Origin of the sequence: Bifidobacterium pseudolongum subsp. pseudolongum DSM 20099 (assembly GCF_000771225.1) — a bacterium.
Lineage (GTDB): Bacteria > Actinomycetota > Actinomycetes > Actinomycetales > Bifidobacteriaceae > Bifidobacterium > Bifidobacterium pseudolongum.
Map to the genome: position 1 here is coordinate 151406 of NZ_JDTZ01000003.1, position 24949 is coordinate 176354.

The following is a 24949-nucleotide window of genomic DNA, read 5'->3' on the forward strand; positions in this document are numbered from 1 at the left end:
CCCGGGCAGAAACGCGCGGCGGTCGATCATTACCTGCGGCACGGGAGGTGCGCGGCGCGCACGATCCGCGCGCTGGGCTATCCGTGCAAGGCGCTGTTGGCGCGCTGGGTCGACGAGCTGGAGCCGGGCCAACGGCCGGATCAGGCGGGCTCCCGTGGATGCGAGGACGCGTCGCAAGGCGGTGGTCGAATATGCCTCGGGCTCCAGGACGAGTCGGCAGGTCGGCGAGGAGCTGGGGGTCAGTGCCGATGTCGTGCGAAACCGGAAGCACAAGATGCTTGCGGGCGACGACAAGGAGCGTGCGATGGGCGACGACGCGGACAAGGGCGGAACGCCGAAGTCCCGCGAGGACCGGCACCGCGATGACGGTGGCAGATCCCTTGAGGACATGCGGCGGGAACGCGACGAGATACGTTCGCAGCTGACGCGGATGCGCGCCGAGCGCGACGAGCTGGAGATCGAGCTGGAGATCATCCGCTACACGAAGGAGCTGTTGGGAAAAGGGCGGGGCGCAGACCCCGACAACCTGACCAACGCCGGGAGGACCCGTCTGGTATTGCATCTGGCCGACAGGTTCGCCATGAAGCCACGCGACCTGCTGGGAAGGTGCGGCCTGTCGCGCAGCACATTCTACGACAACAGGAAGCGTCTGGGCCGGCCCGAGCGGGACGAGTGGCTGCTCGATCCCGTCCGGCGGGCGTTCGAGCAAAGCCTGGAACGATACGGATACCGGCGTATATGGCGCATGCTGCGCGACCAGGGCATACGCGTGTGCGCCCGGCGCGTCATGAAGCTCATGACCCGGCACGGCATCGCCCCCAAGCTACGGAGTCGCAGGCGCTACAACTCCTATTCGGGCGAGCACAGCCCGGCGCCCGCCAACCTTGTCAATCGCCGTTTCCACGCCAAAGCGCCCAACCGGCTGTGGGTCACCGACATCACCGAGTTCCGCATCGGCGAAGGAAAGATATACCTCAGCCCGGTCATCGACTGCTACGACGGCATGCCCGTGGCATGGAGCATCGGCACCAGCCCGACGGCCGAACTGGCCGACACCATGCTCGAGCAGGCATGCGCCACCCTCAAGGACGGCGAGCATCCCGTCATCCACTCGGACCGGGGCTGTCATTACCGCTGGCCCGGATGGATCCGCATCTGCGAACGCCACGGGCTGACGCGTTCCATGAGCGCCAAGGCTGCTCGCCGGACAACGCCGCCGCCGAGGGCTTCTTCGGCCGATTGAAGCAGGAGTTCTACTACAACCAGAACCATCAGGACGACAGCATCGACGAATTCATCGACGCCCTGGAAGCCTATCTGGTCTGGTATCGCGACGAACGCATCAAGACCGAATACGGCATGAGCATCCGCCGACACCGACAAGCACTAGGGTTCATGGCATAATCAAGAACAGCGACAACGCAGTCCAAGATTTATGCACCACCCCCAATCAACCGCGTCGACTAAAACTAAGCCATTCAGAGGATCAAATTCCCCTGGATGGCTTTTTTCGTAAAAAAAATTTTTGCAAAAATCCCGATCTTGATAGAAATCAATGGAGGAATTCTGCTTTCTCGGTATGTTAAAAGCATCAAAGCAAGGAGGTCAAAAGATCAATGCAAAAATGGTTAATGAAAAATCGCAACCGGCTGACGGCCGCTACGGGCATCTTAATCGTCCTGGCCTTTGCCGCAAAATGGTTATTTAAAAGTGAAGCAGCAGAGTCCGGCCTGCTCCTGGCCGCCTCCCTCATCGGCGGCTTCCCGATCGCCGCATCCGCTTGGCAGGCCCTGAAAGTCAAAGTCATCAGTATCGACTTGCTGGTGACCCTGGCCATCTTAGGTGCCTTCGTCATCCAGGAATTCGAAGAATCCGCCATCGTGGCCTTCCTCTTCTTGTTTGGGGCTTACCTTGAACAAAAGACCCTGGCCAAGACCCGGTCAGCCATCAAGGAACTGGTGGAGATGGTGCCAGAAACCGCCCTCCGGCAGACGGCAGACGGCGACTTTGAAGAAGTTGACTTAGACGACCTGGACGAAGGGGACATCGTTTTGGTCAAGACCGGCGGCAAGATCCCGGTTGACGGGGAAGTCGTCTCCGGTTCCGGGACGGCCAACGAAGCCAGCATTACCGGTGAATCCATGCCTTTAGACAAAAAGCCCGGCGACCCGGTCTATGCCGGTACTATTTTGGAAAACGGGACCATCCGGATCGAGGCGGAAAAAGTCGGGGATGAGACGACTTTTGGCAAGATCATCGAACTGGTCGAAGAAGCCCAGGACTCCAAGTCCCAGGCTGAGCGTCTAATTGACCGCTTCTCCAAGTACTACACCCCAGTCGTCCTGCTCCTGGCCATTATTGTTGGCCTCATCAGCCAAGACCTGGAACTGGCTGTAACCATCCTGGTTCTCGGCTGCCCGGGTGCCTTGGTTATCGGGGTTCCGGTCTCCAACGTGGCCGGAATCGGCAATGGGGCCAAGCAGGGGATCCTTTTTAAAGGCAGTGAAGTCATCACCAAGTTCAGCAAGGTCGACACGATCATGTTCGACAAGACCGGGACCTTGACTTACGGCGACCCCCGGGTCAGCCAGGTGAAAAAGTACGGCCAGGGCCAGCTGGCTGAACAGCTTTTGGTTAGCGTGGAAAAAGAATCTGCCCACCCTTTGGCGAAAGCCATCACTGGCTACTATGAAGACCTGGAAGCTAAAGAAGTTGAAGCTTCCCAGGTCCTCCAGGGCGGCGGGATCGTTGCTCAAGTAGCTGGCCAGCAGGTCCTGGTCGGCAACCACTACCTGCTTGACCAGTACCATGTCCCAGTCGCAAAACAAATGGAAAGGGACATGGAAGAGCTGGCGAGTGCTGGTAATTCCCTGGTTCTGGTGGCCGTTAACGGGCAGCTGGAACTTGCTTTAGGCTTAAAGGATGAGATCCGGGCCGGGGTCAAGGAAGACCTGGCTGCTTTAAAGAAGCTGGGCGTCAAGAACCTGCTCCTCTTGTCCGGTGACAACCAGAAGACGGTTGACCTGGTAGCGGAAGAACTGGGCCTCACTGAGGCATATGGCCAGCTTTTGCCAGAAGACAAGGCCGAATTTGTCAAAAAGCGGCAGGCGGCCGGTGAAATCGTGGCCTTTGTCGGCGACGGGATCAACGACAGTCCGTCACTGGCCCGGGCAGACATCGGGATTGCCATGGGCAGCGGGACTGACGTGGCAATTGAGACTTCAAACGTGGTCCTCATGAACGGCAGCTTTGACCGGATTCCGCGGGCCCTGGCCCTGGCTAAGGCCACCCGGCGGAACATGATTGAGAACATCACCATCGCCCTGGCTGTCGTAGCCGTCCTGCTGGTCAGCGTGTTAGCCAGCTCATGGATGAACATGGCCATCGGGATGTTTGTTCACGAAGGCAGTATCCTGATTGTAATCTTAAACGCCATGCGCCTTCTGGCCTACCGGTCAAAATTGCAAAAATCGCGAAAGTTGATAGAAAACAATTTTTCGCAAGCAGCAGGCCCGTATACTAAGGGCATCGAAAGTATCCAATAGAAAAAGAAAGGACAAGAAATCATGCAAAAAGCAATTTTACAACTTGAAACATTAGCCTGCCCGACCTGCATGCAGAAGATCGCGGGGGCCATCGCCAATGTCGACGGGGTTGAAAAGACCAGCGTTAAGGTCCTCTTCAACGCAAGCAAGGCCAAGGCCAACTTCGACCCGGAAAAAACCAATTTGGACACGATTGCTCAATCCGTGAAGAATATCGGCTATGACGTCTTGAAGGCCAGCGCTAAATAAGAGAAAAAGCAAAAACAAGAAAAACGACTAATCAAGAAAAAAGGAGAAAAATGATGATCAAGGAATTTTTTACCAAGAACGATGAAATGTTAGACTTATATACGAAGGCAATTACCAAGGCCCACGGCGCCCACCACCCGGAAGTCTTTGAAGTCCGCAAGGTTTATGAAGACATCCAAAAGAAAGTGAAGGCCGGCCAGGAAGACTTGACTGCCGACTTCAGCAGGCTGCGGTCCTTGACCGCGGATTACGCCATTCCGGCCGACGCCTGCGGGGCGATGACTAAGACCTATCAGACCCTGGAAGAATTCGACCACTTGGTCCAGGGCTAATTTTTACCAGCAGAGGAGGGCAAAATGCAGCATATATGTGTCAGCCTTGTTCCCTTATTCATGGACCTGCCAGGAAAAGACCAGCTTAAGATCAATTCCCTGGCCATCCACCGGCGCTATCAAAAGGGTGAGACGATTTTTCAGCCAGGGGATGAAAAGCTGCAGATCGTGGCCCGGGGAAGCATGAAGGTTTACCAGCTGTCCGCCAGCGGCCGCGAGCAGCTGCTCCGGGTTGCCCAGCCGGGTGACTATGAAGGGGAAAAGCAGCTTTTTGGCCTGGAAAACGACAGCTTCTTCGGTGAGGCCATGGAGAATACGGAAATCTGCAGCTTGGGCAAGGCCGACTTCAACCGGGTCCTCCTAGGAAATCCCCAGCTCTCCCTCAAACTGCTGGAACTCAGCACCCAGAAGCTGCTGGCCACGGAAAGACAGACCCAGTTCCTGGCCATGGAGCGGGTCGAAGAAAGGCTGGCCAGCTACCTGCTCGACTTGGCTAAAGTGGCTGGAAGCGACCAGGTCCAGCTGTCCATGAAGATGAAAGATATCGCCTTCTACTTGGGAACTACTCCCGAAACCCTCTCCCGCAAATTCAAACTCCTCGAAAAAATGGGCTATCTGAAAAGGACAGGCAAGCAGGTGAAAATCCTTGATGAAGATGGCCTGCTGGACTTGTAATAGACAAGAAAAATCTCCCTCTAGATTACTAGGAGGAGATTTTTTACTATCGAAAAAGAAAGATGAAGACGGCTTAGTGCAAGGCAGTTACAAAAGTGATCAGGCCGAAGATAATGCCAGGGACATTGGCAATAAAGACCGGCCAGTCCTTGTACTTCTGCAAAAGGGCGTAGCTGCACCAAAAGGAGCTGTCGATGGAGGCAACCAGCGGCTGTATGGGATTGCCATATTGGCCGTGCAAGTTGTTGATGATCAGCGGAATATATGAGACGTACATCAGAATTGACATGATGCTGGCAATCCGGCCGACAAGCATGGCTTTCATGCGATTCCTGACTTCAGTAAGCAAAGCATCGCAGACCGGGCTGAGATCTATCTGAGAATGGCAAGTGACATCTGGAATCCAGACGCCATTAAGGAAATCGTTGGTGGATGGGCCGATGACGATGAGAAGGACTTCTTCAAGAACGAGAAGGGCCGTGAATTTACAGTCGGCTATGCAGAAAGAAGCTGGCCAGACGCTCTGGAATACGGATTCCTGTCTGCGAACCTTGGCGGCAGCGGGAAATCTATTTATAACGTTCAGGTCGGAGATACGGTTTATTGCCATATCGCTGGATATGGCTTTGTAGGTATTGGCGAATGCACATCAACCGCTGTGCCGATGAAGAACTTCAAAGTGATGGTCGACGGCGCTTCAACTCCTGTAGCAGACGCGCCGTGGAAATCCGAGGAATCCAAGGAGAAACTTGATCCCAACAAGGAAGTATTTATCGAAGTTGCATGGAAGAAATATGTGACGGATATTAATGACGGCTACTGGGAGAAAGGAATGACGACAGTCTCGCTTGTAGCCTACATGCTTAATGACAAGACGACGCATCAGAAGGTCAGAGACCATTTCGGATACACCGACAGCGCCGATTAAATCTTTCATCGGTGGCCATACTTTTTAACGATTGCAGATTGGAGGTGTCGCGGAGCCAGTAGCAGAATGCCAGTCGAGAATCTGCGACGGTAGAAAACCGGACATTGAAAAGCAAAACCGGACATTCAAATAGAAAACCGGACATTGGAGTCATGACGGAACCGGTTCAAGAAGAAACGACTTGATCGGTGACCGACCAAGATAAGCGACCAAGATACCGACCAAGTTAGCGGCAGACAGGGTTGAGACCGTAATGATGAAGTAGCCAGCTGCAATGGAGCAGGTCGAGACGGTGGCCTCCCTCCTGCCTGCCGTATAAATATGGTAGAGAAAGCGCATGGACAAGTTTCCGCAAACGGAGAGCACCTGTAAAAACGCCGATTTTCGGCTTTGGGCAGTTCCCGCGTACGGACGGAAAATGTAGACATTCAGGTGCTTGTTTCAAGCCATGTGGAGACGGTCGCCGTCTTCACGAAGTGAGCGCAGCCACTGGCTGGCGGAGCATACAACGGCGGGTGCACACGGTCGAGTAGACTGGCGCGCATGAGCGAAACGACGAATGCGGCAACGACCGTGCAACCGAAGATGCCGGATGTGTCCGAACGGGGATTGACGGCGGCGCAAGTCGAGGACCGCATCGAACGCGGACAGACGAACGCCGTCAAATCGTCGACGTCGCGCTCGCTCGCCGACATCGTGCGCGCGAACGTGTTCACCCTGTTCAACGGCATCATCCTCACGGCGATGGTCATGGTACTGATCGCCGGATCGTGGAAAGACGCCGTCTTCGGGCTCGTCATCATCATCAACACGGGCATCGGCATCGTCACCGAGCTGCGCGCGAAGCACACGCTCGACAAACTATCGATCCTCGTCGCATCGGATTACCTCGTGCGCCGTGACGGCAAGGATGTGGACGTCTCGCACAATGATATCGTGCTCGGGGACCTCATGTGGCTGCGCTCGGGGGAGCAGGTGCCCGCGGACGCCACGATCGTGCAGACATGGGGGCTTGAACTTGACGAGTCGATGATCACCGGCGAATCGCGCACTGTGCGCAAGAACGAAGGCGACACTGTCTATTCCGGTTCGACAGCCGTATCCGGCATGGCGCTCGTGCATGTGACCGCGGTAGGCGCGCACAGTTACGCGGCCACGCTCACCGCGCAGGCGAAGGTCTACAAGAAGAACGTCTCCGACCTCAACAAGGGCATCAACACGATCCTCAAGTTCATGACGTTCCTTGTGGTGCCGTTGTGCATCCTGCTCATCATCACGCAGATAAGGACCGTCGGCGGCTGGTCCGCGGCGATCTCGAGCGGCGCATGGCGCCACGCGGTCGTCTCGTCGGTGGCCGGCGTCGTGGGCATGGTGCCGGAAGGACTTGTGCTGCTCACCTCGCTCAACTTCGCGCTTGCCGCGATCAGGCTCGCGCGCAAGAACACGCTCGTCCAGGACCTCGACTCGGTGGAGACGCTTGCACGCGTCGACTGCCTCAATCTCGACAAGACCGGCACAATCACCGACGGCGGCATCGTCTACGATGACTTCATCGCCCTGCCCGCCTGCGCCGACAAGCGGCAGTCGATGCAGGCGCTCTACGATCTGGCGAACGAGGAAAGCCCGAACGGCACCGGCCGTGCCGTGCTCGCCGGGCTTGGCAAGCAGGGCTTCACCGGCAGCGCGCAGCTCGAACGCGTGCCGTTCTCGAGCGCGCGCAAATGGAGCGCGATCGCGTTCCACGGCGGCGGCGTATGGTACATGGGCGCACCGGAAGTGCTGCTCGCCGGATTCGCGAACCAATACCCGGATGTGCTCGCCCAAGTCAACGACTACGCGAACAACGGCATGCGTGTGCTGCTCATTGCGCACGCCGCCGGCGCGGTTCCCGCTGATTTCGAAACCGACCCAAAACTCGAAGGGACCGCGCAGCCCGTCGCGATTGTGCTGTGTTCGGAGCATATCCGTGACGACGCCGAGCCGACGCTCGCATGGTTCCGCGAACAGGGCGTGCGCTGCCGCGTCATCTCCGGCGACAACCCGGTCACGGTCGGCGCGATCGCCAGCAAAGTCAAGCTCACCGGCGACCGCAAGCCGGTCGCGATGGACGCGCGCGAACTGCCAGCGGACGTGGACGAACTCGCGCGCGTGCTCGAGAACGTCGACGTGCTCGGCCGCGTGCTGCCCGAACAGAAGAAGGCGATCGTGCAGGCGCTGCACACGCAGCAGCACGTCGTGGCGATGACCGGCGACGGCGTCAACGACGCGCTCGCGATCAAAGAGGCCGATCTGGGCATCGCGATGGGCAATGCCGCGCCGGCGACGAAAGCCGTGGCCGAAGTTGTGCTCGTCGATTCGAAATTCTCGCATCTGCCCGATGTCGTTGCGCGCGGACGGCAGGTCATGGCGAACATGGAGCGTGTCGCGAGTCTGTTCCTGACGAAGACCGTCTATTCGGCGCTCATCTCGTTCGGCGTCGTGCTCAGCATGATCCCGTTCCCGTACCTGCCGAGGCACATCAGCTACATCGGCGCACTGACGATCGGCGCCCCGGCGTTCCTGCTCGCGCTCGCACCGAACACGCGCCGGTACATTCCCGGATTCCTGCGCCGCGTCTTCGCGTTCTCGCTGCCGTGCGGCATCGCGACGGCGCTTTCGGTGCTGCTGTCCGCCTGGTTTGTGCCGAAGCTCATGGGGTGGAACGTCGACGGCACGGCGCACGACCAGCTGCTGTGGCGGTCGATGTGCGCCACGGTGCTCTTCGTGATGGGCATCTATGTGCTCGCGCGCGTCGCGACACCGCTCAATTCGTGGCGCGGCTGGCTCGTCGCGGCGTTCGCGGCCGCGGGCGTGATTGGCATGTTCATACCGTTCGTCGCGCATTTCTTCGCGTTCCAGCTGCCCGGCGGCAAGGGATTGCTCGCGCTCGGCGTGCAGATCGTCATCGCGACGCTGCTGTTCGCGCTCAGTGTGTGGCTGTTCCCCAAGTTCCTGCCCAAGGCCATGCGTTCGATCATCTCACAATACAAGCGCATCTCGAAGCGCTGAAACATCCACACGGTATCGTGTGAGCCAATCACCAGTTCCACAACACGTTCGGAGGAAACCCATGTCCATGCGCGACGACCAGCTGGACGTCCTCAATGTCGGGGAGCAGTCGTACGACTACTACCGCATCGCCGACCTTGAGGGCATTGACCACCTTCCTTACTCACTCAAGGTGCTCGTCGAGAACCTTGTGCGCAACGAGGACGGCGCCAATATCACCGACGAGCACGTGAAGGCGCTGCTCGATTGGGACCCCGCAGCGGATCCAAGCCACGAAATCCAGTTCACGCCGTCGCGAGTCGTCATGCAGGACTTCACTGGCGTGCCGTGCGTCGTTGACCTGGCCACGATGCGCGACGCCGTCAAGGAGCTCGGCGGCAACCCCGAAGTGATCAATCCGCAGGTGCAGTCCGACATGATTATCGACCACTCGGTGCAGATTGACGCCTACGGTGTGGACGACGCCGTGCAGATCAACATGGACATCGAATACGAGCGCAATGGCGAGCGCTACCAGTTCCTGCGCTGGGGGCAGCAGGCCTTTGAGAACTTCCGCGTGGTGCCGCCGGGAACCGGCATCATCCATCAGGTCAACATCGAATACCTCGCCCAGGTCGTCATGCGCAAGGTCGCCGGCGATGGCAAGACGCTCGCGTACCTCGATTCGTGCGTCGGCACCGACTCGCACACCACGACCGTCAACGGCCTCGGTGTGCTTGGCTGGGGCGTCGGCGGCATCGAGGCCGAGGCCGCCATGCTTGGCCAGCCGATTTCGATGCTCGTGCCGCGCGTCGTCGGCTTCAAGCTCAAGGGGTCGATCCCCGAAGGCGTGACCGCGACCGACGTGGTGCTCACGATTACCGACATGCTGCGCCAGCACGGCGTGGTGGGCAAGTTCGTGGAGTTCTACGGCGAGGGCATCGCATCCGTCCCGCTCGCCAACCGCGCGACGATCGGCAACATGAGCCCGGAGTTCGGCTCGACGTGCGGCATCTTCCCGATTGACGGCGTCACGCTCGACTACCTGCGCTTGACGGGCCGTTCCGAAGAGCAGGTGGCGCTCGTCGAGGCGTATGCGAAGGCGAACAAGCTGTGGCACGACGTCAACGACCCGCAGTATGTGGAGCCGCAGTACTCCGAATACCTCGAGCTGGATCTGTCGACGGTCGTGCCGTCGATCGCCGGTCCGAAGCGCCCGCAGGACCGCATCGAGCTCAACCGCGCGAAGACGACGTTCGAAGAGACACTGCCGGGGTATGTGACCGAGAATACGAACGGCAACCCCGTGCATGTCTCGACCGACTTCCGTGGTGATTTCGACATCCGGAACGGCGATGTCGCGATCGCGTCCATCACCTCGTGCACGAACACCTCGAACCCCTCGGTCATGATCGCGGCCGGCCTCCTCGCACGCAACGCCGTCGCGAAGGGCCTGAGCCCCAAGCCGTGGGTCAAGACATCGCTCGCGCCGGGCTCGCAGGTCGTCGCCGACTACCTCAAGCAGGCCGGCCTGCAGGAGGACCTCGACCGTCTGGGCTACCAGCTCGTCGGTTTCGGCTGCGCGACGTGCATCGGCAACTCCGGACCGCTGCTGCCGGAAATCTCCGAAGCGATCAATGCGAACGATCTGACCGTGACCGCCGTGCTGTCGGGCAACCGCAACTTCGAAGGCCGCATCAGCCCGGACGTCAAGATGAACTACCTCGCCTCTCCACCGCTCGTCATCGCCTACGCGCTCGCCGGCACGATGGACTTCGACTTCGAGACGGAGCCGCTCGGCAGCGACCCGGAAGGCAAGCCGGTGTTCCTCAACGACATCTGGCCCACGAACGAAGAGGTCGAGCAGGTGGTGGGCGGCAATGTGAGCCGTGAGATGTTCCTCAACGACTACGCGTCCGTGTTCGAAGGCGACGCGCGCTGGAAGGGCCTTGATGTTCCCGAAGGCGAGCTGTTCGCATGGGATCCCGAGTCGACGTATGTGCGCAAGCAGACGTTCTTCGACGGCATGACGGCCACGCCCGCGCCGGTGGAGGACATCCGCGACGCCCGCGTGCTCGCGTTCCTGGGCGATTCGGTCACGACCGACCACATCTCGCCGGCCGGCGCGTTCAAGGCGACGAGCCCTGCGGGCGAATACCTCGTGGAGCATGGCGTGCAGCCGAAGAACTTCAACTCGTATGGTTCTCGCCGTGGCAACCATGAGGTCATGGTCCGCGGCACCTTCGGCAACATCCGCCTGCGCAACATGCTGCTCGCGTCGGTGGGTGAGGAGATCAAGCCGGGCGGCTACACCTACGACTTCCTGGCGATGAAACCGACGACGATCTATGAGGCCTCGCGCGACTACATCGAGAACGGCACGCCGCTCGTCGTCATCGGCGGCAAGGAATACGGCACCGGTTCCTCGCGCGACTGGGCGGCGAAGGGCACCGCGATGCTCGGCGTCAAGGCCGTCATCGTCGAAAGCTTCGAGCGCATCCACCGTTCCAACCTCATCGGCATGGGTGTGCTGCCGCTGCAGTTCCCCGAAGGTGAATCGGCGGAATCGCTCGGGCTGGACGGCGCCGAGGTCTACTCGATCACCGGGATCGACGCGCTCAATCAGGGCGTGACGCCGAAGACCGTGCATGTCGAGGCGACGCACAAGGACGGTTCGAAGACCGAGTTCGAAGCCGTGGTGCGCATCGACACGCCTGGCGAAGCCGATTATTACCGCAATGGCGGCATCCTGCAGTACGTGCTGCGCAATCTGATGAGCGAGTGACGCATCGCGCACATCAAAGCGCAAACGCAAGAGGGAGGGCCCATCCACAGTCGTGTGGAAGGGCCCTCCCTCTTGGTATGTTGTGAGCCTTGAGCCTACTTGCCCTGCTCCTTGGCGGCCTTCGCCGCCTGCTTGCGCTGCTCGTCGGCTACGATCGCGCGCACACGTTCCTCCTGGAGCGCCTCGCGCTGCTCCTGCAGCTTGTCGTCCTTCGTGACGGGCGTCTTGATCCTGCCCATTTCACGCTCGGCGTCGATGATCCCGGCGCGCACGGCGGCACGAATCACGTAATACAGCACCCAGATGCTGATGGCGACGATGATGATGGCGAACAGGCTCGCATATAGTCCGGTCATGGTCCACACTCCTTAGTTGCTCTTTCCTCGGGTGATGCCATCGTTGGCAAGCACTGACGCCATTATAGGGCCGTGCGTCGGGCGTCCTGTTCTCTCGCCGCGCAGCGCAACGCTGCTGGGATCCTGCGCCAACTGCACATGCCAGCACCATGTCTGATAAGCGAAAGCCGCGGAATACCACGCATGGAAAGGCATGTAGCACGAGTTTGGCACGCACGCGGCATGCATTGCGCCGCGTGCTATAAAATGTGCACGTGGGAACGAACAACACAGCACTGATCATCGTCGACGTACAGCCAACATTCACGGAGGGCGGCGAACTCGCCGTTGAGGGCGGCAACGCGGTCGCCGAACGCATCCGTGGTTTTGTCGAGCGCAACCGCGGCCGGTATGCGCTCATAGCGACGACGCAGGACTGGCATATCGAACCCGGCGGCCACTGGTCGGACCATCCGGATTTTGTCGATACCTGGCCGGTGCATGGTGTCGCAGGCACGCCGAGCGCGCAGCTGCATCCGGCGATCGCGGCGCTCCGCGTGGCCCACCACATCAAGAAGGGGCAGTACAGTGCCGCCTACTCCGGGTTCGAAGGCGTCGAAGACAACGGCGAGGCCATCCCCACGCGCGCAGACGTCGATGAGGCGCTCGCCGCGGGGCGTACGCTTGACGCGCTGCTCACCGGCGCGGGCGTCACGCGCGTCGACATCGTGGGCATCGCACTGTCGCATTGCGTGCGCGACACCGCGCTCGACGCCACGTCACGCGGCTACACCGTGCGGGTATACGAAGACCTGAGCGTGCCGGTGAGCGAAGCGCTCGGCGCGCAGGCGGTCGACCGGATGAAGCGCGCCGGAATCACCATTGTTGAGGGGGATGAGTATGTCGATTAGTGCGAGCGAAAAACCGCTGTCCAAGGTATTCACGTCCGATTACCGCTTTGCCATACCGGCATTCCAACGGTCGTACAGTTGGCACAACGCGCAGATGAAGCAGCTCATCGAAGACGTCATGGACGCGTGCGCGGTGCACGACGGGCCATACTTCCTGGGCTCGCTCATCCTGGTGCACGACGAGCACGGCATGCACCAAGTGATCGATGGGCAGCAACGGCTCGTGTCGCTGTCCATCATCTTCTCGGTGCTGCTCACGCTTGAAGACGATCCGCAGCTGAACGCGAGCCTTGCGGGTCTGCTCACCGAGGCGGGGGACAAGCTGCGCGGCATCGAGACCGAGCCGCGGCTCCGTCTGCGCGAGCAGGACGAGGAGTTCTTCCGCGAATATGTGCAGCACGGCGACCTGGAGGCGCTGTTCGACCTGCGCGACACGGACATCGCCACACAGGCGCAGCGCAACATCCAGGTGAATACGCGATGCGCATACGACATCCTCGCGTCGATGGCCGACGACGAGCGCCGGCAGTTCGCATCCTATCTGGTCAACGATGTCATGTTCGTCATTGTCACCACAGACGACATCTCGGGGGCCTACCGCATCTTCGACGTCATGAACATGCGCGGGATGCCGCTCACGCCTTCCGACGTGTTCAAGGCGAAGGTCGTCTCGGGCATCTCGAGCGCCGCACGCACCGTCTACGCGCGCTACTGGGACGACATCATGGAGCCGATGGGCGATGAGAACGCGCGCATCGAGCGGTTTTTCGCCGACCTCGACCTCATCTTCACGCGCACGCCGATCTGCGAGTCGCTCATCGTCGATTTCACCGACCATGTGTTGGACAAGTATATCCGCAAAGGGCAGTGCATCGAATTCATCGACGATGTGCTGCGGCCGTACGCGATCTGTGATGAGATCCTGCGCCGGCCGGGCGAAAGCCTGCTGCCGCGCGAGGTCATCGACCTGCTTGCCGGGCTCGCCGATTACCCCTACGATGACTGGAAGCCGGTCGCGTTGTGGTCGCTCGTGCATACGCTCAACAACCTCAACGACCCGGACACCGTGGTGTTCGCACGCAGTGGCCGTGGGGGAGCCCGCGTTTCGCTCCATGACAGCGACCGTCTGGTGCAGATCCTGACGGCGCTCGACCGCGTGACCGGCATCGACTGCCTCAACGGGAAGTCGGAACTGGACCGGCGCACCCGGGCGGCGACGATCGTGCGCGACCTGAACAAGGGGATGCCGCTGCAGCGGATCGCCGGATTCAGCGTGAGCGGCGACGAACAGCGGCTTGCGATGCTGCATCTGCGTGGCGAGCTTTCGATTGACGCCGGCATGCGGCGGCTATTGCTCATCCGCGCGAACGAACAGCTCGCCGGCGAACGCATCACACGCCCGCGCAGTCTCAACGCCGTGCCGATCATCCCCGAACGGGTCTCCCCGGGTTCGCAGTTCGCCTCGTGGCCGGCGGGCGCATGCGATTACTGGGCGCAGCGGATCGGCAACTTCGTGCTCACACAGAAGGCGCCGCGGTACCTCGATGGCGTCGACGACTTCGATGCACGCCGCAACCTCATCGTGCACAATGTCAGTTCGCAGCGGTTCCCGCTGACGCGCACACTGCGCGATCTGGAGACGATCACCCCGCAGTTCCTGCAGCTGCGCCAAAAACAGATCATCGACCTCATCGCGCAGGCATGGCACATCGATTATGAGGATGTCATCATCGCCGAGCAGCAGGCGATGGTCGAGGCGCGTGCGGTGGGCGCCGACCACCGGTCCAAGCGCACGTCGAAACGTGTATCCGTGGCCGAGGTCGTGCGTGCGGGCCTGCTCAAGCCGGGGGAACGGTTTGTCTGGAACCGCCCGCGCAAACATGAGACATGGACCATCACCGTTGCCGAAACTGGGTTCCTTGGCGAAGACGGCACCGAGTATGCGACGCCGACGGCCGCGGCGCGCGCGGTGGGAGGCGCGAGCGTGAGCCTCAACGTCTGGAAGCGCGAGTCGGACGGCCGCGCACTGAGTGACATTTGGAAGGCGTACCGCGCGATGATGTAACGCCACATACCCAATGTGCGGAGGGTGGCCACCGTGTACACGGTGGCCACCCTCCGTGGATGTGAGGCTGTTTGCGGACCTTTTACGCTTCGGCGAGCTGGGTCGCGCCCGGGGTCGCCAGTTCGGGGCGTGCGCGGCGTATCTTCGAGAATGCGAGTCCCAGACAGATGAACGCCACACCAAAGAGCAGCACGAGCCCGTTGTTGGCAAGCCAGGCGCCCACGTCGATGTGGCCGTCCACGCCGTTGACCGCGTCGATGGATTGGCAGAACCACCAGCCTGGCAGCAGTTTGCCGATGATGATCATCACGTTGGGCATCATGTCGATCGGGAACGCCATGCCCGACGTGAACATGACGAGCAGGCCGAACACGTTCGCGACGGCGTTGACGGCGACGGCGTTCGCCGAAAGCATGCTGAGCATGAAGCCGCACGCCACCCCGACGAATGCATAGATCACAAGCGAGGCTCCGGAGTAGAGGATCGTCGGCATGGGGATGCCGTTGACAGACAGCCCCGCGGCCACGGGCAGCGCCATGGACACGACCCAATACAGCAGGCTGACGATGACGCCGAAGAGCGCGCAGGCGGCAAATTGCTGCATCACCAGATTGCCGGTGCGTTGTGGTGAGGCGTACAGCCTGCGCCGCACGTTCGACTCGGAGAACGAGTTCATCGCGAGCGCCGTGCACACGAGCATCGCCGCGAGCAGTGGGTACACGCCCATTTTCGCCGTGGTGACATAGGCGGTGCGCGCGGATTCCTGCTTGTCGGTGGCGGCATGCGGGTCACTTGCCACGCTGATGCTCGGATAGGTGTTGGCGGACGCGTCCATTGTCGTGGTGACTGTGCCGGCGGCGGTGTTGAGCGATGCCGCGGTCACGGCCTCGCCAGTCTGAGTATGCTGCGCGAGGGCCTCGATGCGGGTGAGCCGCAGGAAGTCGTCCACCTGGAGTTTGGCGAGCGAACCATAGGCGCCGGTGAAACTCACCACAACGTCGAGTTTCGGTTCCGTCCCTCCGCTGGCGAGCGCGTCGGCGAGGCGCTGCGTGTAACCGTCGGGGACGATCACAATCAGGTCCGCGTAGTTCGAGGCCACGGCCGTCTGCAGTTCCTCGCTCGTCGTGCCAACATCGACGAGGTCGCAGTCCTTGGCGAGGAACTCGCGCATCGCATCGGCCAGTTCGCCGCCGTGCGCGTCGCGGTTGACCACGGCCACGTCCGCTTTGGCGGACTCATAGTGGACGGAGCTGTCGGATTTGGCCAGATTGGAGATGATGCTCCAGCTCAGGCCGAACATCATCAGGCACAGCCACACCACGTAGATGAGGATCATGAGTTTCTGTGCGAGCAGGACCTTCAGTGTGGTTTTAAAGGTGTGCATAACGCTGCCTCCTGAGGAACACGGTCGCGAGCGCGAGCGCGAGGACGGCCATCGTCAGCAGGATGCCGACCGTCCGGAAGAATGGGGTATACGAGTCGTAGTAGAGGATGTCATAGAACAGGTTGGTCACCTGCTGGGTGGGGTTGATCATCGCCACAATCGGCGCGTTGCGTTGGATCCAGTCGCTCAACGCCATCGCGCCGGAGCCATACAGGCCGCTCAGGAGCGAAAGCACGCACGAGATGGCGGTTGTCAGGCCGATTTTGGTTCCGGCGGTCAGCTTCGGCAACGAGCCGAGCAGTGTGCCGAGCGCATTCGACGCGAACGACGCGACGACGATCGCGAGCATGGTGGCCGCCCAACGGCCGCCGAACGAGATGCGGCAGACGAAGTGGATGTACAGCAGCGCCACGAGCAGTGAACAGAATGTGCACAGCCAGCTCGCGAGGAAGCCTCCCATGAGCTGCCTCAAGCGGGTCAGTGGCGCCATCGAGCGGCGCATACCGAGCGCGGAGAGGTTCGCCTGCGTGGCGCATACGGTCGTCACGGCGAAAGACATGGCCATCAGGGCGGTCATCGCGAGCAACGCGTAGTAGTAGCGCGCGCTTTCGTCCGGCTTGAAGTTCGTTAGACGCACCTGATGTGTGAAGTCCGGCGTCTCTTGCACGGCGGCCGTAAAGTCGGCGTCGTGCAGCACGGCGGGATCGGCGCCCATGATCTGCGCCACGGTGAGCATCTGCCTGTTGAACATGCCTATCGCGCCGTTGAGGATGCTCAGGGAGATGGGCAGCCCCGGCGATCCCATCGCATCGTTCGCGTTCGATACGGTCGCGCGGCTGATCGTCATATGCACCATGCCATCGCCATCCACGGTCAGGAATCCACGCACATCATGGTCGTCATTGATCAGGTCGCTGGCATCGCCCACGGTATCCACCGCTGTCACGTCGAGCAGGTCGCGCAGATCCGTGTCGCCCGCATCCACGTCCATCGTGGCCGGTGCCGTCCCGCATGCCTGCGGCGCGACCGGCGTGCGCTGCATCGCGGCGATCAGTTGTTGCGCGCCTTCGGCCTTGCAATAGTCATCATTCGCCACCACGGCGAACCGCATCGTGGTGATCTCATAGGTCGCGCCGAGGTTGCCGAACATGCCCAGAAACATCGTCGAGAGCAGGATCGGAAAGCAGAACAGCCAGAACAGCGACGATTTTTCACGCAGATTGATGCGCAATGTGGTCAGGAATGTGCTCCACATCGTTTTCTCTCCCTTCGAAAACCTTCCCCTTAGTCGCGCAGTTCCGTGCCGGTGAACGCCAGGAACACGTCATTGAGCGTCGGTGTACGCGACGTGACATGCCCCACGGGAACGCCCGCCTGTTGCAGGGTCTGCAACACGTCGATCAGATTATGCGCGCCTTGTGCGCACGAGACGTCCAGCATGTCGTGCGCATACTCCACGTCGTGCACCGCAGGCAGTGCGCGCAGTGCGGCAATGGTGCGCTCGCGCGCGTTCGCATCCGCCGCGAGCGACGGCGCCTCGATGCTGATGCGCTCGCCCACGTCGATCATGCGCTTGAGCTCGTCGGCGGTGCCGAGCGCGATCTGCCGACCGTGGTCGATGATCTGGATGCGGTCGCAGATCTGCTCGACCTCCTCCATGTAGTGGCTCGTGTACACAATCGTCGAGCCTTGCGCGTTGAGCTGCTCGATGCCTTCGAGGATCGCGTTGCGGCTCTGCGGATCGACGGCCACGGTGGGCTCGTCGAAGAAGATGAGCTCGGGCTTGTGCACAATGCCGCACGCGATGTTCAGGCGGCGCAGCAGGCCGCCCGAGAGTTTGCGCGGGCGGTACGTGCGGTAGTCGTTGAGCCCCACGAAGGCGATCGCCTCGTCGACGAGCCCCTTGCGGCGCGCGCGGTCCGCGACATAGAGCGAACAGAAGTATGCGATGTTCTCCTCGACCGTCAGTTCATTGAACACGGCGATGTCCTGCGGCACGACGCCGATCCGCCGTTTGAGGTCGTAACTCGTCGGCCCCATCGGTTCACCGAAGATGCGGATCTCGCCCGAATCATAGGTGAGCAGGCCGAGGATGCAGTTGATCGCGGTCGTCTTACCCGAGCCGTTCGGACCGAGCAGGCCGTAGATCTCGCCACGGCGAACCTCCATGGTGAGGTAGTCGAGGGCCAGGTTGTCTCCATAGTGCTTGACCAGTTCGGTCACCCGGATGGCCGGGGTGGGGTGAGCGGTGCGCTGCGCGGCATGCGCCGGGGTTGGTGCTGTAGTGTTCATGCCAACCATTCTTCCAAGCGGGCGCATGCAGACACCGTGCCTGCCATCACCAGTTTCGTGAAACAGTGGTGACAAATGTCACGCTGCGCGTTGCCGAAGGGCCGGCATACCCGATAATGGAACCTGTACTATACACGCGCACGGCACGGAAAGGGGCGCAGCATGGCGGACATCGCAATCCATGTACTCATGGCCGTCATCTGCACGGTGCTTGCCCTGCTGTCCAGCTCCGACATCACCATGGCCACCGTGGTGGGGCTGCTTGTGGCGGTCTGTCTGGCGGCGCTTGCCACGCTTATCGAGGAGAAGACATGGCTCGCCTTGGGCATGGGGTTCTGCGCCGCCGCAATCGCCATGCCCACATGGTCCATGTTCCTGCCGCTCATGGCCTGCGATCTGGCCTACCGACTCGTCTTCTGCGCCACACCGCGCGCACGCCGCGCCAAATATGCGCTCGCCGCCGTGCCTTGCGCGGCTGCATGCGCGGTGACGGGCGGGGCGTTGATGAGCATCGGCGGCGTGTGGCCGCACGACGCGCGTGCGCTCGCCTGCATGCTGTTGGTGCCGCTCACTGTGCTGGCCGCCGTGGCGGGTTGGCTGCGTGCCGATGGCCTGCGCTCGCAGATGCGCTACCGTGCGCTTGCCGATGCACGGCGTGAACGGCTGCGCCTGTCGCATGCGCGCATCGCCGATGTCGAGGCGCAGCGCACCGCCGACATGCGGCAGGCCCGGCTCAACGAACGCACGCGCATCGCCCGTGAGATCCACGACAACGTGGGCCACGTCCTCACACGTGCGATTATGATGGCGCAGGCCGACCATGTCGTGGCCGCAACGGTGGGCGACGCCGAGCATGCCGCGCAGTTCAGCCAGATCGGCGCCACGCTCGACGAGGCGATGACGTTGATCCGCGCGTCGGTGCACGACCTGAAAGACGAGGGAACCGATTTCCACAGCATGGTCGAAGACGCCGCATCGGTCGACGAGGGTGTTCCGCTGGTGGTACATCTGGCCGATGGCATCAAGCACGCCCCGGCCGCGGTCGCGCGCTGTTTCGCCGCGGTCATCCGCGAGGCGCTCACCAATGCGGTGCGGCATGGCACGGCGAGCGAGGCCACGGTGAAGCTCATCGACCTGCCGGGACTTTGGCAGCTCATCGTGCAGGACAACGGCGGCAAGCCCATAAGCGCGGGCGCCACGCGCTCGGCGGGCATCGGGCTTGCCGACATCGAGGAACGCGCCCGCGCGCTCGGTGGCAACGCCACATGCGGGCCATACGGTGAAGGCTGGCGCGTGTTCGTCTCCATTCCCAAACAGGACCCGGCACAACAGACCACACAAGGAGCATGATGATTTCAGTGGCCATTGTCGACGACGACCCGATTGTGTGCTCGTCGATCGGCACGATACTCACTGCCACCGGCACCGCGCAGGTGCTGTGGAGCGCGCATGACGGCGAGACCGCCGTGGCGAACTACCGTCGGCACGCGCCCGACGTGTTGCTCATCGACGTGCAGATGCCGGGCACCGACGGCCTCGAGGCGGCGGCGCGCATCCTGCGGGGCGACCCCGATGCGCGCATCCTGATCCTCACCACATTCGCCGACCCCGACTATATCCGCCGTGCCATCGACCTGCACACCAAGGGCTATCTGATCAAACAGGACGTCGCCTCCGTGGTTCCGGCAGTGCAGGCGGTCATGGCGGGCCAGGTGGTGCTCGGCGCCGAAGTCCTAGGCCAACTGCCGTTGCATGTGGCGCCACGCGAAGGCGGGGCGCCGGGCGAAAGCGTGGGGGAGGACCCGCGGTTCGCGGTGCTTACTGACCGTGAACGGGGCATCGCAGCCCTCGTGGCCGAAGGATTGGACAACCGCGAGATCGCGGGGCGTTTGTATCTGAGCGAAGGCACGGTGCGCAACCGCATCAGCGACATCCTGGCCAAGACGAACATCTCGAACCGCACCAAACTCGCCGTCGAATGGCTCGCATGCCACTGATGAGCATCCGCCTTCACCGTGGGTGAGGTGGAATAGCGCTTTGCACGGCGGTGTTGAATGCAGTGGAGCAACCGTATTGGACCGTTCCCATCGTATTGTCAGAAGACTTTCAGATTGTAGGCGAATTCTTCGCGTACAATAGGGGCAGCCAAAACAGATAAGGAACAACGGATTATGACATATGGACAGCAGCCCTATGGGGGCTATCCCAATGGTCCGCAGTCGCAATACACCATGCGGCAGCAGGCGGGCCAAACCACAATCGACGCCACGCCCGCGTACGCGTACGAGCGTGCCGAGCATGTGTCGATCACACGCGCCTATGGCGAGATGACGATCGGCCTGCTCATCACCGCGGCAGTGGCCATCTTCACACAGATGAGCGGGTTCTATGTGTCGTTCCTGCGCGCCACCGGTGCGCTGGGCGTCTGGCTGCCGGCGATCGTGCAGATCGGCATGGCGGTCTACCTTGGCGTGCGCGTCATGAAGATGTCGCCGGCCGCCGCGCGCGTGTGCTTCTACATCTTCGCGGCGCTGATGGGCGTGACGATGAGCACGATCTTCGGGGCATACAACCTCGGCATGATCGGCTTCGCGTTCCTGATCAGCGCGGGCTTCTACTTCGCGCTCACGATGTTCGGCCTGACGACCAAGGCGAACATGCTCAAAGCCGGCCCGGTACTGATGATCGCGCTCATCGTGCTGATCGTGGCGCAGGTGATCCTCATGTTCGTGGCGCCCACCGACACGATGCTCAAGGTCATCTCGGCGATCGGCATCATCCTGTTCGCCGGCATGACGATCTACGACGCGCAGTTCACACGCGCCGCGTTCGCGCAGTACGCCGCGCAGGGCCCCGAGATGATCAAGCGCATCTCGATCCTGTGCGCGCTCAATCTCTACCTCGACTTCATCAACATGTTCCTCTACGTGTTGCAGTTGGTGGGACTGAGCCGGGACTAGCCCGCGCAGGCCTCACATACGGTGGTGGCCCCACGCTTGTTCAGCGTGGGGCCACCACCGTTTTGTTTGCCGGGACCGTGCGCGCGTCACGAGATCGCGTGCTGCAGCCCCTCGGCGTGCGGGGCCTCGCCGCTCTGCGGGGCGCCGTTGATGTCGCGGTGGATCGTCTGCATCTGCGTCTCCACGTTCTGCAGCGAGCGCGCGCAATCGAGCAGCGTCTGCGCGTGCTCCGCGTGCTTGTTGTCGGGCAGGTCCGTCTTGTACCGCAGCGCGTGCTCGAGGCTCGCCCAGTAGTCCATCGCGATCGTGCGGAACTGCACCTCCACCGGCGTGTAATGCGCGCCGTTCGACAGGAAGACCGGTACCGCGTAGATCACATGGAGCGACCGGTAGCCGTTCTGCTTGGGGGATTTAATGTAGTCCTTCACGCGCAGCACCTGGATGTCGGACTGCGCCGAAAGGTAGTTGGCCACGGAATACACGTCGTCGCGGTAATTGCAGATCACGCGGATGCCGGCCACGTCGAACAGATTGTCGCGGATGGCCTCGATCGTCACCGGCAGGTTCTTGCGTTCCAGTTTGCCCAGAATCGAATCCACGGACTTGAGGCGGCGCTCCATGTGATGGATCGGGTCGTGCGAAAAGCGCACTTGGAATTCGGAGTCGAGGATCTCGAGCTTGGTGCTGATCTCGTACATGGCGCCTTCGTAGACCTGCATCTGGTTGATGAACTCGGTCATCGTCTCCATGTCGCCCAAATGCCCCGGTTGGTTGTCGGGGGAGAATTGGTTGAGCAACACCTTGAGACGGGTGCGCAGGTCATTCGTGTTGATGCGGCTTTGGCGGTCAAGTATCACATTGTGCCATCCTAACCGATGCGCCTGAATGCGGCAATCGGCCTGCGGGTGCGTTCCATGGAGGTTCGATGGAGGAGCGGCGCGTGCCATGTGACCTGTGCCCGCCCTCCGTTAGCATATGCGGTATGAACGAAGACATGATGACCGAGCAGGAGCGCACGCTTACGGCCCCCGAGGCCGGGCAGGAGGGCCGTGGCAGGGGCGTGTTCCAGGTCCACACGCTGGGCTGCCAGATGAACGTGCACGATTCCGAGCGCATCGCCGGCGTGCTCACGAGCCAAGGGTATGTGCCGGCCACCGAAGAGCAGGAGCTCGACCACGACGTGGATCTGATCGTGATGAATACATGCGCGGTGCGTGAGAACGCGGCGGAACGCATGTACGGCACAATCGGCCTGTGGGCGCAGATGAAACGCGAACGCCCCAACCTGCAGATCGCCGTCGGCGGCTGCATGGCCCAGCTCGACCGCGAGCGCATCGCCAGAAAGGCGCCTTGGGTCGACGCCGTGTTCGGCACGAAGAACATCGAGGACCTGCCCGCGCTGCTCAATCAGGCCCGCCGCGAAGGCCGCGCGCAGGTGCGCGTCAAGGAATCGCTTGACCAGTTCCCCAGCCAGCTGCCCGCGGTGCGCGGGTCGCGCATCTCGTCGTGGGTCGCGATCTCGGTGGGCTGCAACAACACATGCACGTTCTGCATCGTGCCCACCACGCGCGGCAAGGAACGCGACCGGCGCCCGGGCGACGTGCTCGCCGAGGTGCGCCGTTGTGTGGATGAAGGCGCCAAAGAGGTCACGCTGCTGGGCCAGAACGTCAACTCGTACGGTTACGGCGTGGGCGACCGCTATGCGTTCTCGAAGCTGTTGCGTGCGTGCGGTGAGATCGAGGGGCTCGAACGTGTTCGGTTCACGTCGCCGCATCCGGCGGCGTTCACCGACGACGTGATCGAGACGATGGCGCAGACGCCGAATGTGATGCACCAGCTGCACTTCCCACTCCAGTCGGGCTCTGACCGCATCCTGCGCGCCATGCGCCGGTCGTACCGTTCCGCGAAGTTCCTCGACATCCTGGGCCGGATCCGCGAGGCGATGCCCGACGCGCAGATCTCCACCGACATCATCGTCGGGTTCCCGGGCGAGACGGAGGAGGACTTCCAGCGCACGCTCGACATCGTGGAGCAGGCGCGCTTCTCGTCCGCGTTCACGTTCATCTACTCGCCACGGCCGGGCACGCCCGCCGCGGCGATGGAACAGGTGCCGCGCGACGTCTCGCAGGAGCGCTTCGAGCGCCTCGTGGCCCTGCAGGAGCGCATCACCGCGCAGGAACTCAAGAAGTTCGAAGGGCGTGACGTCGAGGTAATGGTCACCGGCACGACCGGGCGCAAGGACGAGCAGACGCACCGCGTCACCGGCCGCGAGCGCACCGGCGTGCTCGTGCATGTCGGCGTGCCCGAAGGCATGCCCGCGCCGCAGGTCGGTGATTTCGTGACCGCCACGGTCACGCACGCCGGCAAACACAACCTCATCGCGGACCCGGACCCAGCCAAGGGGCAGACCTATGCCATCCGCCACTGAGTCCACGCCGCTCGTGGCGCCGCGTCTCGTCTCGATCGTCGGTCCCACGGCCTCGGGCAAGACGGGGCTGGGCATCGCGATCGCGCGGCGTCTCGCCGAACGCGGCGAACGCGCGCATATCGTCAATGCGGACGCCTACCAGATGTACCGCGGCATGGACATCGGCACCGCGAAGGCGAGCGATGAGGAGCAGGCCGCGGTGCCGCACCATCTGCTCGACGTGATCGACCCGTCCGACACGATGACGGTCGCCCGCTTCCAGCAGATGGCGCGCCATGTCATCAGCGAGCTGCAATCGCAGGGCATCCGCCCGATCCTCGTGGGCGGCTCTGGCCTGTATGCGCGCGCCGCGATCGACGACATCTCGTTCCCCGGAACCGATCCGCAGGTGCGCGCACGTCTCGAGGAACGCGCGCGCACAGAAGGCGCCGGCGCGCTGTTTGCCGAGCTCGCCCAGCGTGACCCTGAGGCGGCGGCGCGCATGGATCCGCACAATCCGCGCCGCACCGTGCGCGCGCTCGAGGTCATCGAGCTCACCGGGCGCCCGTATTCGGCCTCGCTGCCGCGCTACCGCTACGTCATCCCCTCGGTGCAAATCGGGCTCGACCTGCCGCGCGAAGACCTCGACGCGCGCATCGACGGACGCACGCGCCGCATGTTCGACGAAGGATTCATCGACGAGGTGGAGCGCCTGCGCCCGCATCTGGGCATGACGGCGGCGCGCGCGCTCGGCTACCAGCAGGTGATCGACTATTTGGACGGCCTGCGCGACCTCGACGAGACGATGGCCGACGTGGCGCAGAAAACGCGTCGTCTGGCGCGCAAACAGATGGGCTGGTTCGGCCGCGACCCGCGCATCCACTGGCTGCAGGCGCTCAACCCGCGCCTTGTGGACAATGCGATGGCGGTCATCGACGTGGCTGACCAAGGCGGCTACGACCACATCGACATGCACGCCGACGAATACGTGCAGCACCATCTCGGTGCATTGCACTGATGCGCGCGCATCGCGAACGCGCGCGAGGCGAGGTGA

The 24949-nt window shown here is 61.9% G+C and carries 22 protein-coding genes; 16 read left to right on the plus strand and 6 right to left on the minus strand.

The features are described 5' to 3' along the window. The first annotated feature begins 181 nt into the window (after positions 1–181). The 6 genes from OU02_RS08505 to OU02_RS02910 all read left to right on the plus strand — a co-directional run bounded on the left by OU02_RS08505 (position 182) and on the right by OU02_RS02910 (position 4801). On the plus strand, positions 182–1243 hold the full coding sequence (locus tag OU02_RS08505) for an IS3 family transposase (protein WP_241434869.1): 1062 nt from the start codon (positions 182–184) through the stop codon (positions 1241–1243). Beyond that, positions 1240–1404, plus strand: a complete 165-nt coding sequence (locus tag OU02_RS09005) for an integrase (protein WP_241434870.1) — start codon at positions 1240–1242, stop codon at positions 1402–1404. The genes OU02_RS08505 and OU02_RS09005 overlap by 4 nt, the downstream gene beginning before the upstream one ends. 212 nt (positions 1405–1616) lie before the next feature. After that, positions 1617–3545, plus strand: a complete 1929-nt coding sequence (locus OU02_RS02895) for a heavy metal translocating P-type ATPase (protein WP_033488693.1) — start codon at positions 1617–1619, stop codon at positions 3543–3545. Positions 3546–3566: 21 nt separating this feature from the next. Next, the gene (locus tag OU02_RS02900; RefSeq protein WP_033488694.1) at positions 3567–3794 is read left to right on the plus strand and encodes a heavy-metal-associated domain-containing protein; all 228 of its coding nucleotides are present in this window, start codon (positions 3567–3569) and stop codon (positions 3792–3794) included. A 50-nt stretch (positions 3795–3844) separates the two neighbouring features. Further along, positions 3845–4126, plus strand: a complete 282-nt coding sequence (locus OU02_RS02905; RefSeq protein ID WP_033488695.1) for a hypothetical protein — start codon at positions 3845–3847, stop codon at positions 4124–4126. A 24-nt stretch (positions 4127–4150) separates the two neighbouring features. Beyond that, on the plus strand, positions 4151–4801 hold the full coding sequence (locus OU02_RS02910; RefSeq protein WP_022858724.1) for a Crp/Fnr family transcriptional regulator: 651 nt from the start codon (positions 4151–4153) through the stop codon (positions 4799–4801). A 73-nt stretch (positions 4802–4874) separates the two neighbouring features. Here OU02_RS02910 and OU02_RS02915 read toward each other — a convergent pair whose 3' ends face one another. Next, positions 4875–5126, minus strand: coding sequence for a membrane protein (locus OU02_RS02915; protein WP_022858725.1), 252 nt, complete (start codon positions 5124–5126; stop codon positions 4875–4877). 57 nt (positions 5127–5183) lie between these two features. On the opposite strand from OU02_RS02915, the gene OU02_RS02920 reads away from it, so the two are divergent. The 3 genes from OU02_RS02920 (at position 5184) to acnA (ending at position 11541) form a co-directional block, all read left to right on the plus strand. Next, complete coding sequence (locus tag OU02_RS02920) at positions 5184–5729, plus strand: hypothetical protein (RefSeq protein ID WP_033488696.1); 546 nt, start codon at positions 5184–5186, stop codon at positions 5727–5729. A 543-nt stretch (positions 5730–6272) separates the two neighbouring features. Further along, on the plus strand, positions 6273–8777 hold the full coding sequence (locus OU02_RS02925) for a cation-translocating P-type ATPase (RefSeq protein ID WP_051918238.1): 2505 nt from the start codon (positions 6273–6275) through the stop codon (positions 8775–8777). Between the two features lie 61 nt (positions 8778–8838). Next, a complete protein-coding gene (gene acnA, locus OU02_RS02930) occupies positions 8839–11541 on the plus strand; it encodes an aconitate hydratase AcnA (RefSeq protein ID WP_033488697.1) in 2703 nt (900 codons plus the stop codon). Between the two features lie 95 nt (positions 11542–11636). On the opposite strand, the gene OU02_RS02935 is transcribed toward acnA, so the two are convergent. Further along, complete coding sequence (locus OU02_RS02935; RefSeq protein ID WP_033488698.1) at positions 11637–11897, minus strand: hypothetical protein; 261 nt, start codon at positions 11895–11897, stop codon at positions 11637–11639. A gap of 254 nt (positions 11898–12151) precedes the next feature. Here OU02_RS02935 and OU02_RS02940 point away from each other — a divergent pair, with 254 nt between their 5' ends. Together OU02_RS02940 and OU02_RS02945 are read left to right on the plus strand one after the other, a co-directional pair. Then, the gene (locus OU02_RS02940) at positions 12152–12787 is read left to right on the plus strand and encodes an isochorismatase family protein (RefSeq protein WP_033488699.1); all 636 of its coding nucleotides are present in this window, start codon (positions 12152–12154) and stop codon (positions 12785–12787) included. Continuing rightward, positions 12777–14852: a GmrSD restriction endonuclease domain-containing protein gene (locus OU02_RS02945; RefSeq protein ID WP_033488700.1), complete on the plus strand. Its 2076-nt coding sequence runs from the start codon at positions 12777–12779 to the stop codon at positions 14850–14852. The genes OU02_RS02940 and OU02_RS02945 overlap by 11 nt, the downstream gene beginning before the upstream one ends. 82 nt (positions 14853–14934) lie before the next feature. Here OU02_RS02945 and OU02_RS02950 read toward each other — a convergent pair whose 3' ends face one another. The 3 genes from OU02_RS02950 to OU02_RS02960 are packed head-to-tail and all read right to left on the minus strand — an operon-like array spanning position 14935 to position 18528. Then, the gene (locus OU02_RS02950) at positions 14935–16236 is read right to left on the minus strand and encodes an ABC transporter permease (protein WP_033488701.1); all 1302 of its coding nucleotides are present in this window, start codon (positions 16234–16236) and stop codon (positions 14935–14937) included. Next, positions 16223–17491, minus strand: coding sequence for an ABC transporter permease (locus OU02_RS02955; RefSeq protein WP_033488702.1), 1269 nt, complete (start codon positions 17489–17491; stop codon positions 16223–16225). The genes OU02_RS02950 and OU02_RS02955 overlap by 14 nt, the downstream gene beginning before the upstream one ends. Positions 17492–17520: 29 nt before the next feature. Next, a complete protein-coding gene (locus OU02_RS02960) occupies positions 17521–18528 on the minus strand; it encodes an ABC transporter ATP-binding protein (RefSeq protein ID WP_033488907.1) in 1008 nt (335 codons plus the stop codon). 162 nt (positions 18529–18690) lie between these two features. Between OU02_RS02960 and OU02_RS02965 the strand changes: the two genes are divergently transcribed. The 3 genes from OU02_RS02965 (at position 18691) to OU02_RS02975 (ending at position 21488) form a co-directional block, all read left to right on the plus strand. After that, entirely contained in the window at positions 18691–19878 is a 1188-nt protein-coding gene (locus tag OU02_RS02965) for a sensor histidine kinase (protein ID WP_033488703.1), read from the plus strand. Between the two features lie 2 nt (positions 19879–19880). After that, positions 19881–20525 carry a response regulator transcription factor gene (locus tag OU02_RS02970; protein WP_033488909.1) on the plus strand — a complete coding sequence of 215 codons (645 nt, stop codon included), beginning with the start codon at positions 19881–19883 and terminating at the stop codon, positions 20523–20525. Positions 20526–20699: 174 nt separating this feature from the next. Further along, positions 20700–21488, plus strand: coding sequence for a Bax inhibitor-1/YccA family protein (locus tag OU02_RS02975; protein ID WP_033488704.1), 789 nt, complete (start codon positions 20700–20702; stop codon positions 21486–21488). Positions 21489–21574: 86 nt separating this feature from the next. On the opposite strand, the gene OU02_RS02980 is transcribed toward OU02_RS02975, so the two are convergent. Then, positions 21575–22375, minus strand: coding sequence for a GTP pyrophosphokinase (locus OU02_RS02980; protein WP_225532125.1), 801 nt, complete (start codon positions 22373–22375; stop codon positions 21575–21577). A gap of 95 nt (positions 22376–22470) precedes the next feature. On the opposite strand from OU02_RS02980, the gene miaB reads away from it, so the two are divergent. Both miaB and miaA read left to right on the plus strand, forming a co-directional pair. Then, positions 22471–23916, plus strand: a complete 1446-nt coding sequence (gene miaB, locus OU02_RS02985) for a tRNA (N6-isopentenyl adenosine(37)-C2)-methylthiotransferase MiaB (protein WP_033488706.1) — start codon at positions 22471–22473, stop codon at positions 23914–23916. Further along, a complete protein-coding gene (miaA, locus tag OU02_RS02990; RefSeq protein ID WP_033488707.1) occupies positions 23900–24913 on the plus strand; it encodes a tRNA (adenosine(37)-N6)-dimethylallyltransferase MiaA in 1014 nt (337 codons plus the stop codon). Before miaB ends, miaA begins: the two co-directional genes overlap by 17 nt. The last annotated feature ends 36 nt before the right edge of the window (positions 24914–24949 follow it).

Bases quoted from the DNA above. Each gene is read 5' to 3' on its own strand.
- OU02_RS02895 (WP_033488693.1), top strand. From the start codon at position 1,617: ATGCAAAAATGGTTAATGAAAAATCGCAACCGGCTGACGGCCGCTACG.
- OU02_RS02900 (WP_033488694.1), top strand. From the start codon at position 3,567: ATGCAAAAAGCAATTTTACAACTTGAAACATTAGCCTGCCCGACCTGC.
- OU02_RS02905 (WP_033488695.1), top strand. From the start codon at position 3,845: ATGATGATCAAGGAATTTTTTACCAAGAACGATGAAATGTTAGACTTA.
- OU02_RS02910 (WP_022858724.1), top strand. From the start codon at position 4,151: ATGCAGCATATATGTGTCAGCCTTGTTCCCTTATTCATGGACCTGCCA.
- OU02_RS02915 (WP_022858725.1), bottom strand. From the start codon at position 5,126: ATGAAAGCCATGCTTGTCGGCCGGATTGCCAGCATCATGTCAATTCTG.
- OU02_RS02920 (WP_033488696.1), top strand. From the start codon at position 5,184: ATGGCAAGTGACATCTGGAATCCAGACGCCATTAAGGAAATCGTTGGT.
- OU02_RS02925 (WP_051918238.1), top strand. From the start codon at position 6,273: ATGAGCGAAACGACGAATGCGGCAACGACCGTGCAACCGAAGATGCCG.
- acnA (WP_033488697.1), top strand. From the start codon at position 8,839: ATGTCCATGCGCGACGACCAGCTGGACGTCCTCAATGTCGGGGAGCAG.
- OU02_RS02935 (WP_033488698.1), bottom strand. From the start codon at position 11,897: ATGACCGGACTATATGCGAGCCTGTTCGCCATCATCATCGTCGCCATC.
- OU02_RS02945 (WP_033488700.1), top strand. From the start codon at position 12,777: ATGTCGATTAGTGCGAGCGAAAAACCGCTGTCCAAGGTATTCACGTCC.
- OU02_RS02950 (WP_033488701.1), bottom strand. From the start codon at position 16,236: ATGCACACCTTTAAAACCACACTGAAGGTCCTGCTCGCACAGAAACTC.
- OU02_RS02955 (WP_033488702.1), bottom strand. From the start codon at position 17,491: ATGTGGAGCACATTCCTGACCACATTGCGCATCAATCTGCGTGAAAAA.
- OU02_RS02960 (WP_033488907.1), bottom strand. From the start codon at position 18,528: ATGAACACTACAGCACCAACCCCGGCGCATGCCGCGCAGCGCACCGCT.
- OU02_RS02965 (WP_033488703.1), top strand. From the start codon at position 18,691: ATGGCGGACATCGCAATCCATGTACTCATGGCCGTCATCTGCACGGTG.
- OU02_RS02975 (WP_033488704.1), top strand. From the start codon at position 20,700: ATGACATATGGACAGCAGCCCTATGGGGGCTATCCCAATGGTCCGCAG.
- miaB (WP_033488706.1), top strand. From the start codon at position 22,471: ATGAACGAAGACATGATGACCGAGCAGGAGCGCACGCTTACGGCCCCC.
- miaA (WP_033488707.1), top strand. From the start codon at position 23,900: ATGCCATCCGCCACTGAGTCCACGCCGCTCGTGGCGCCGCGTCTCGTC.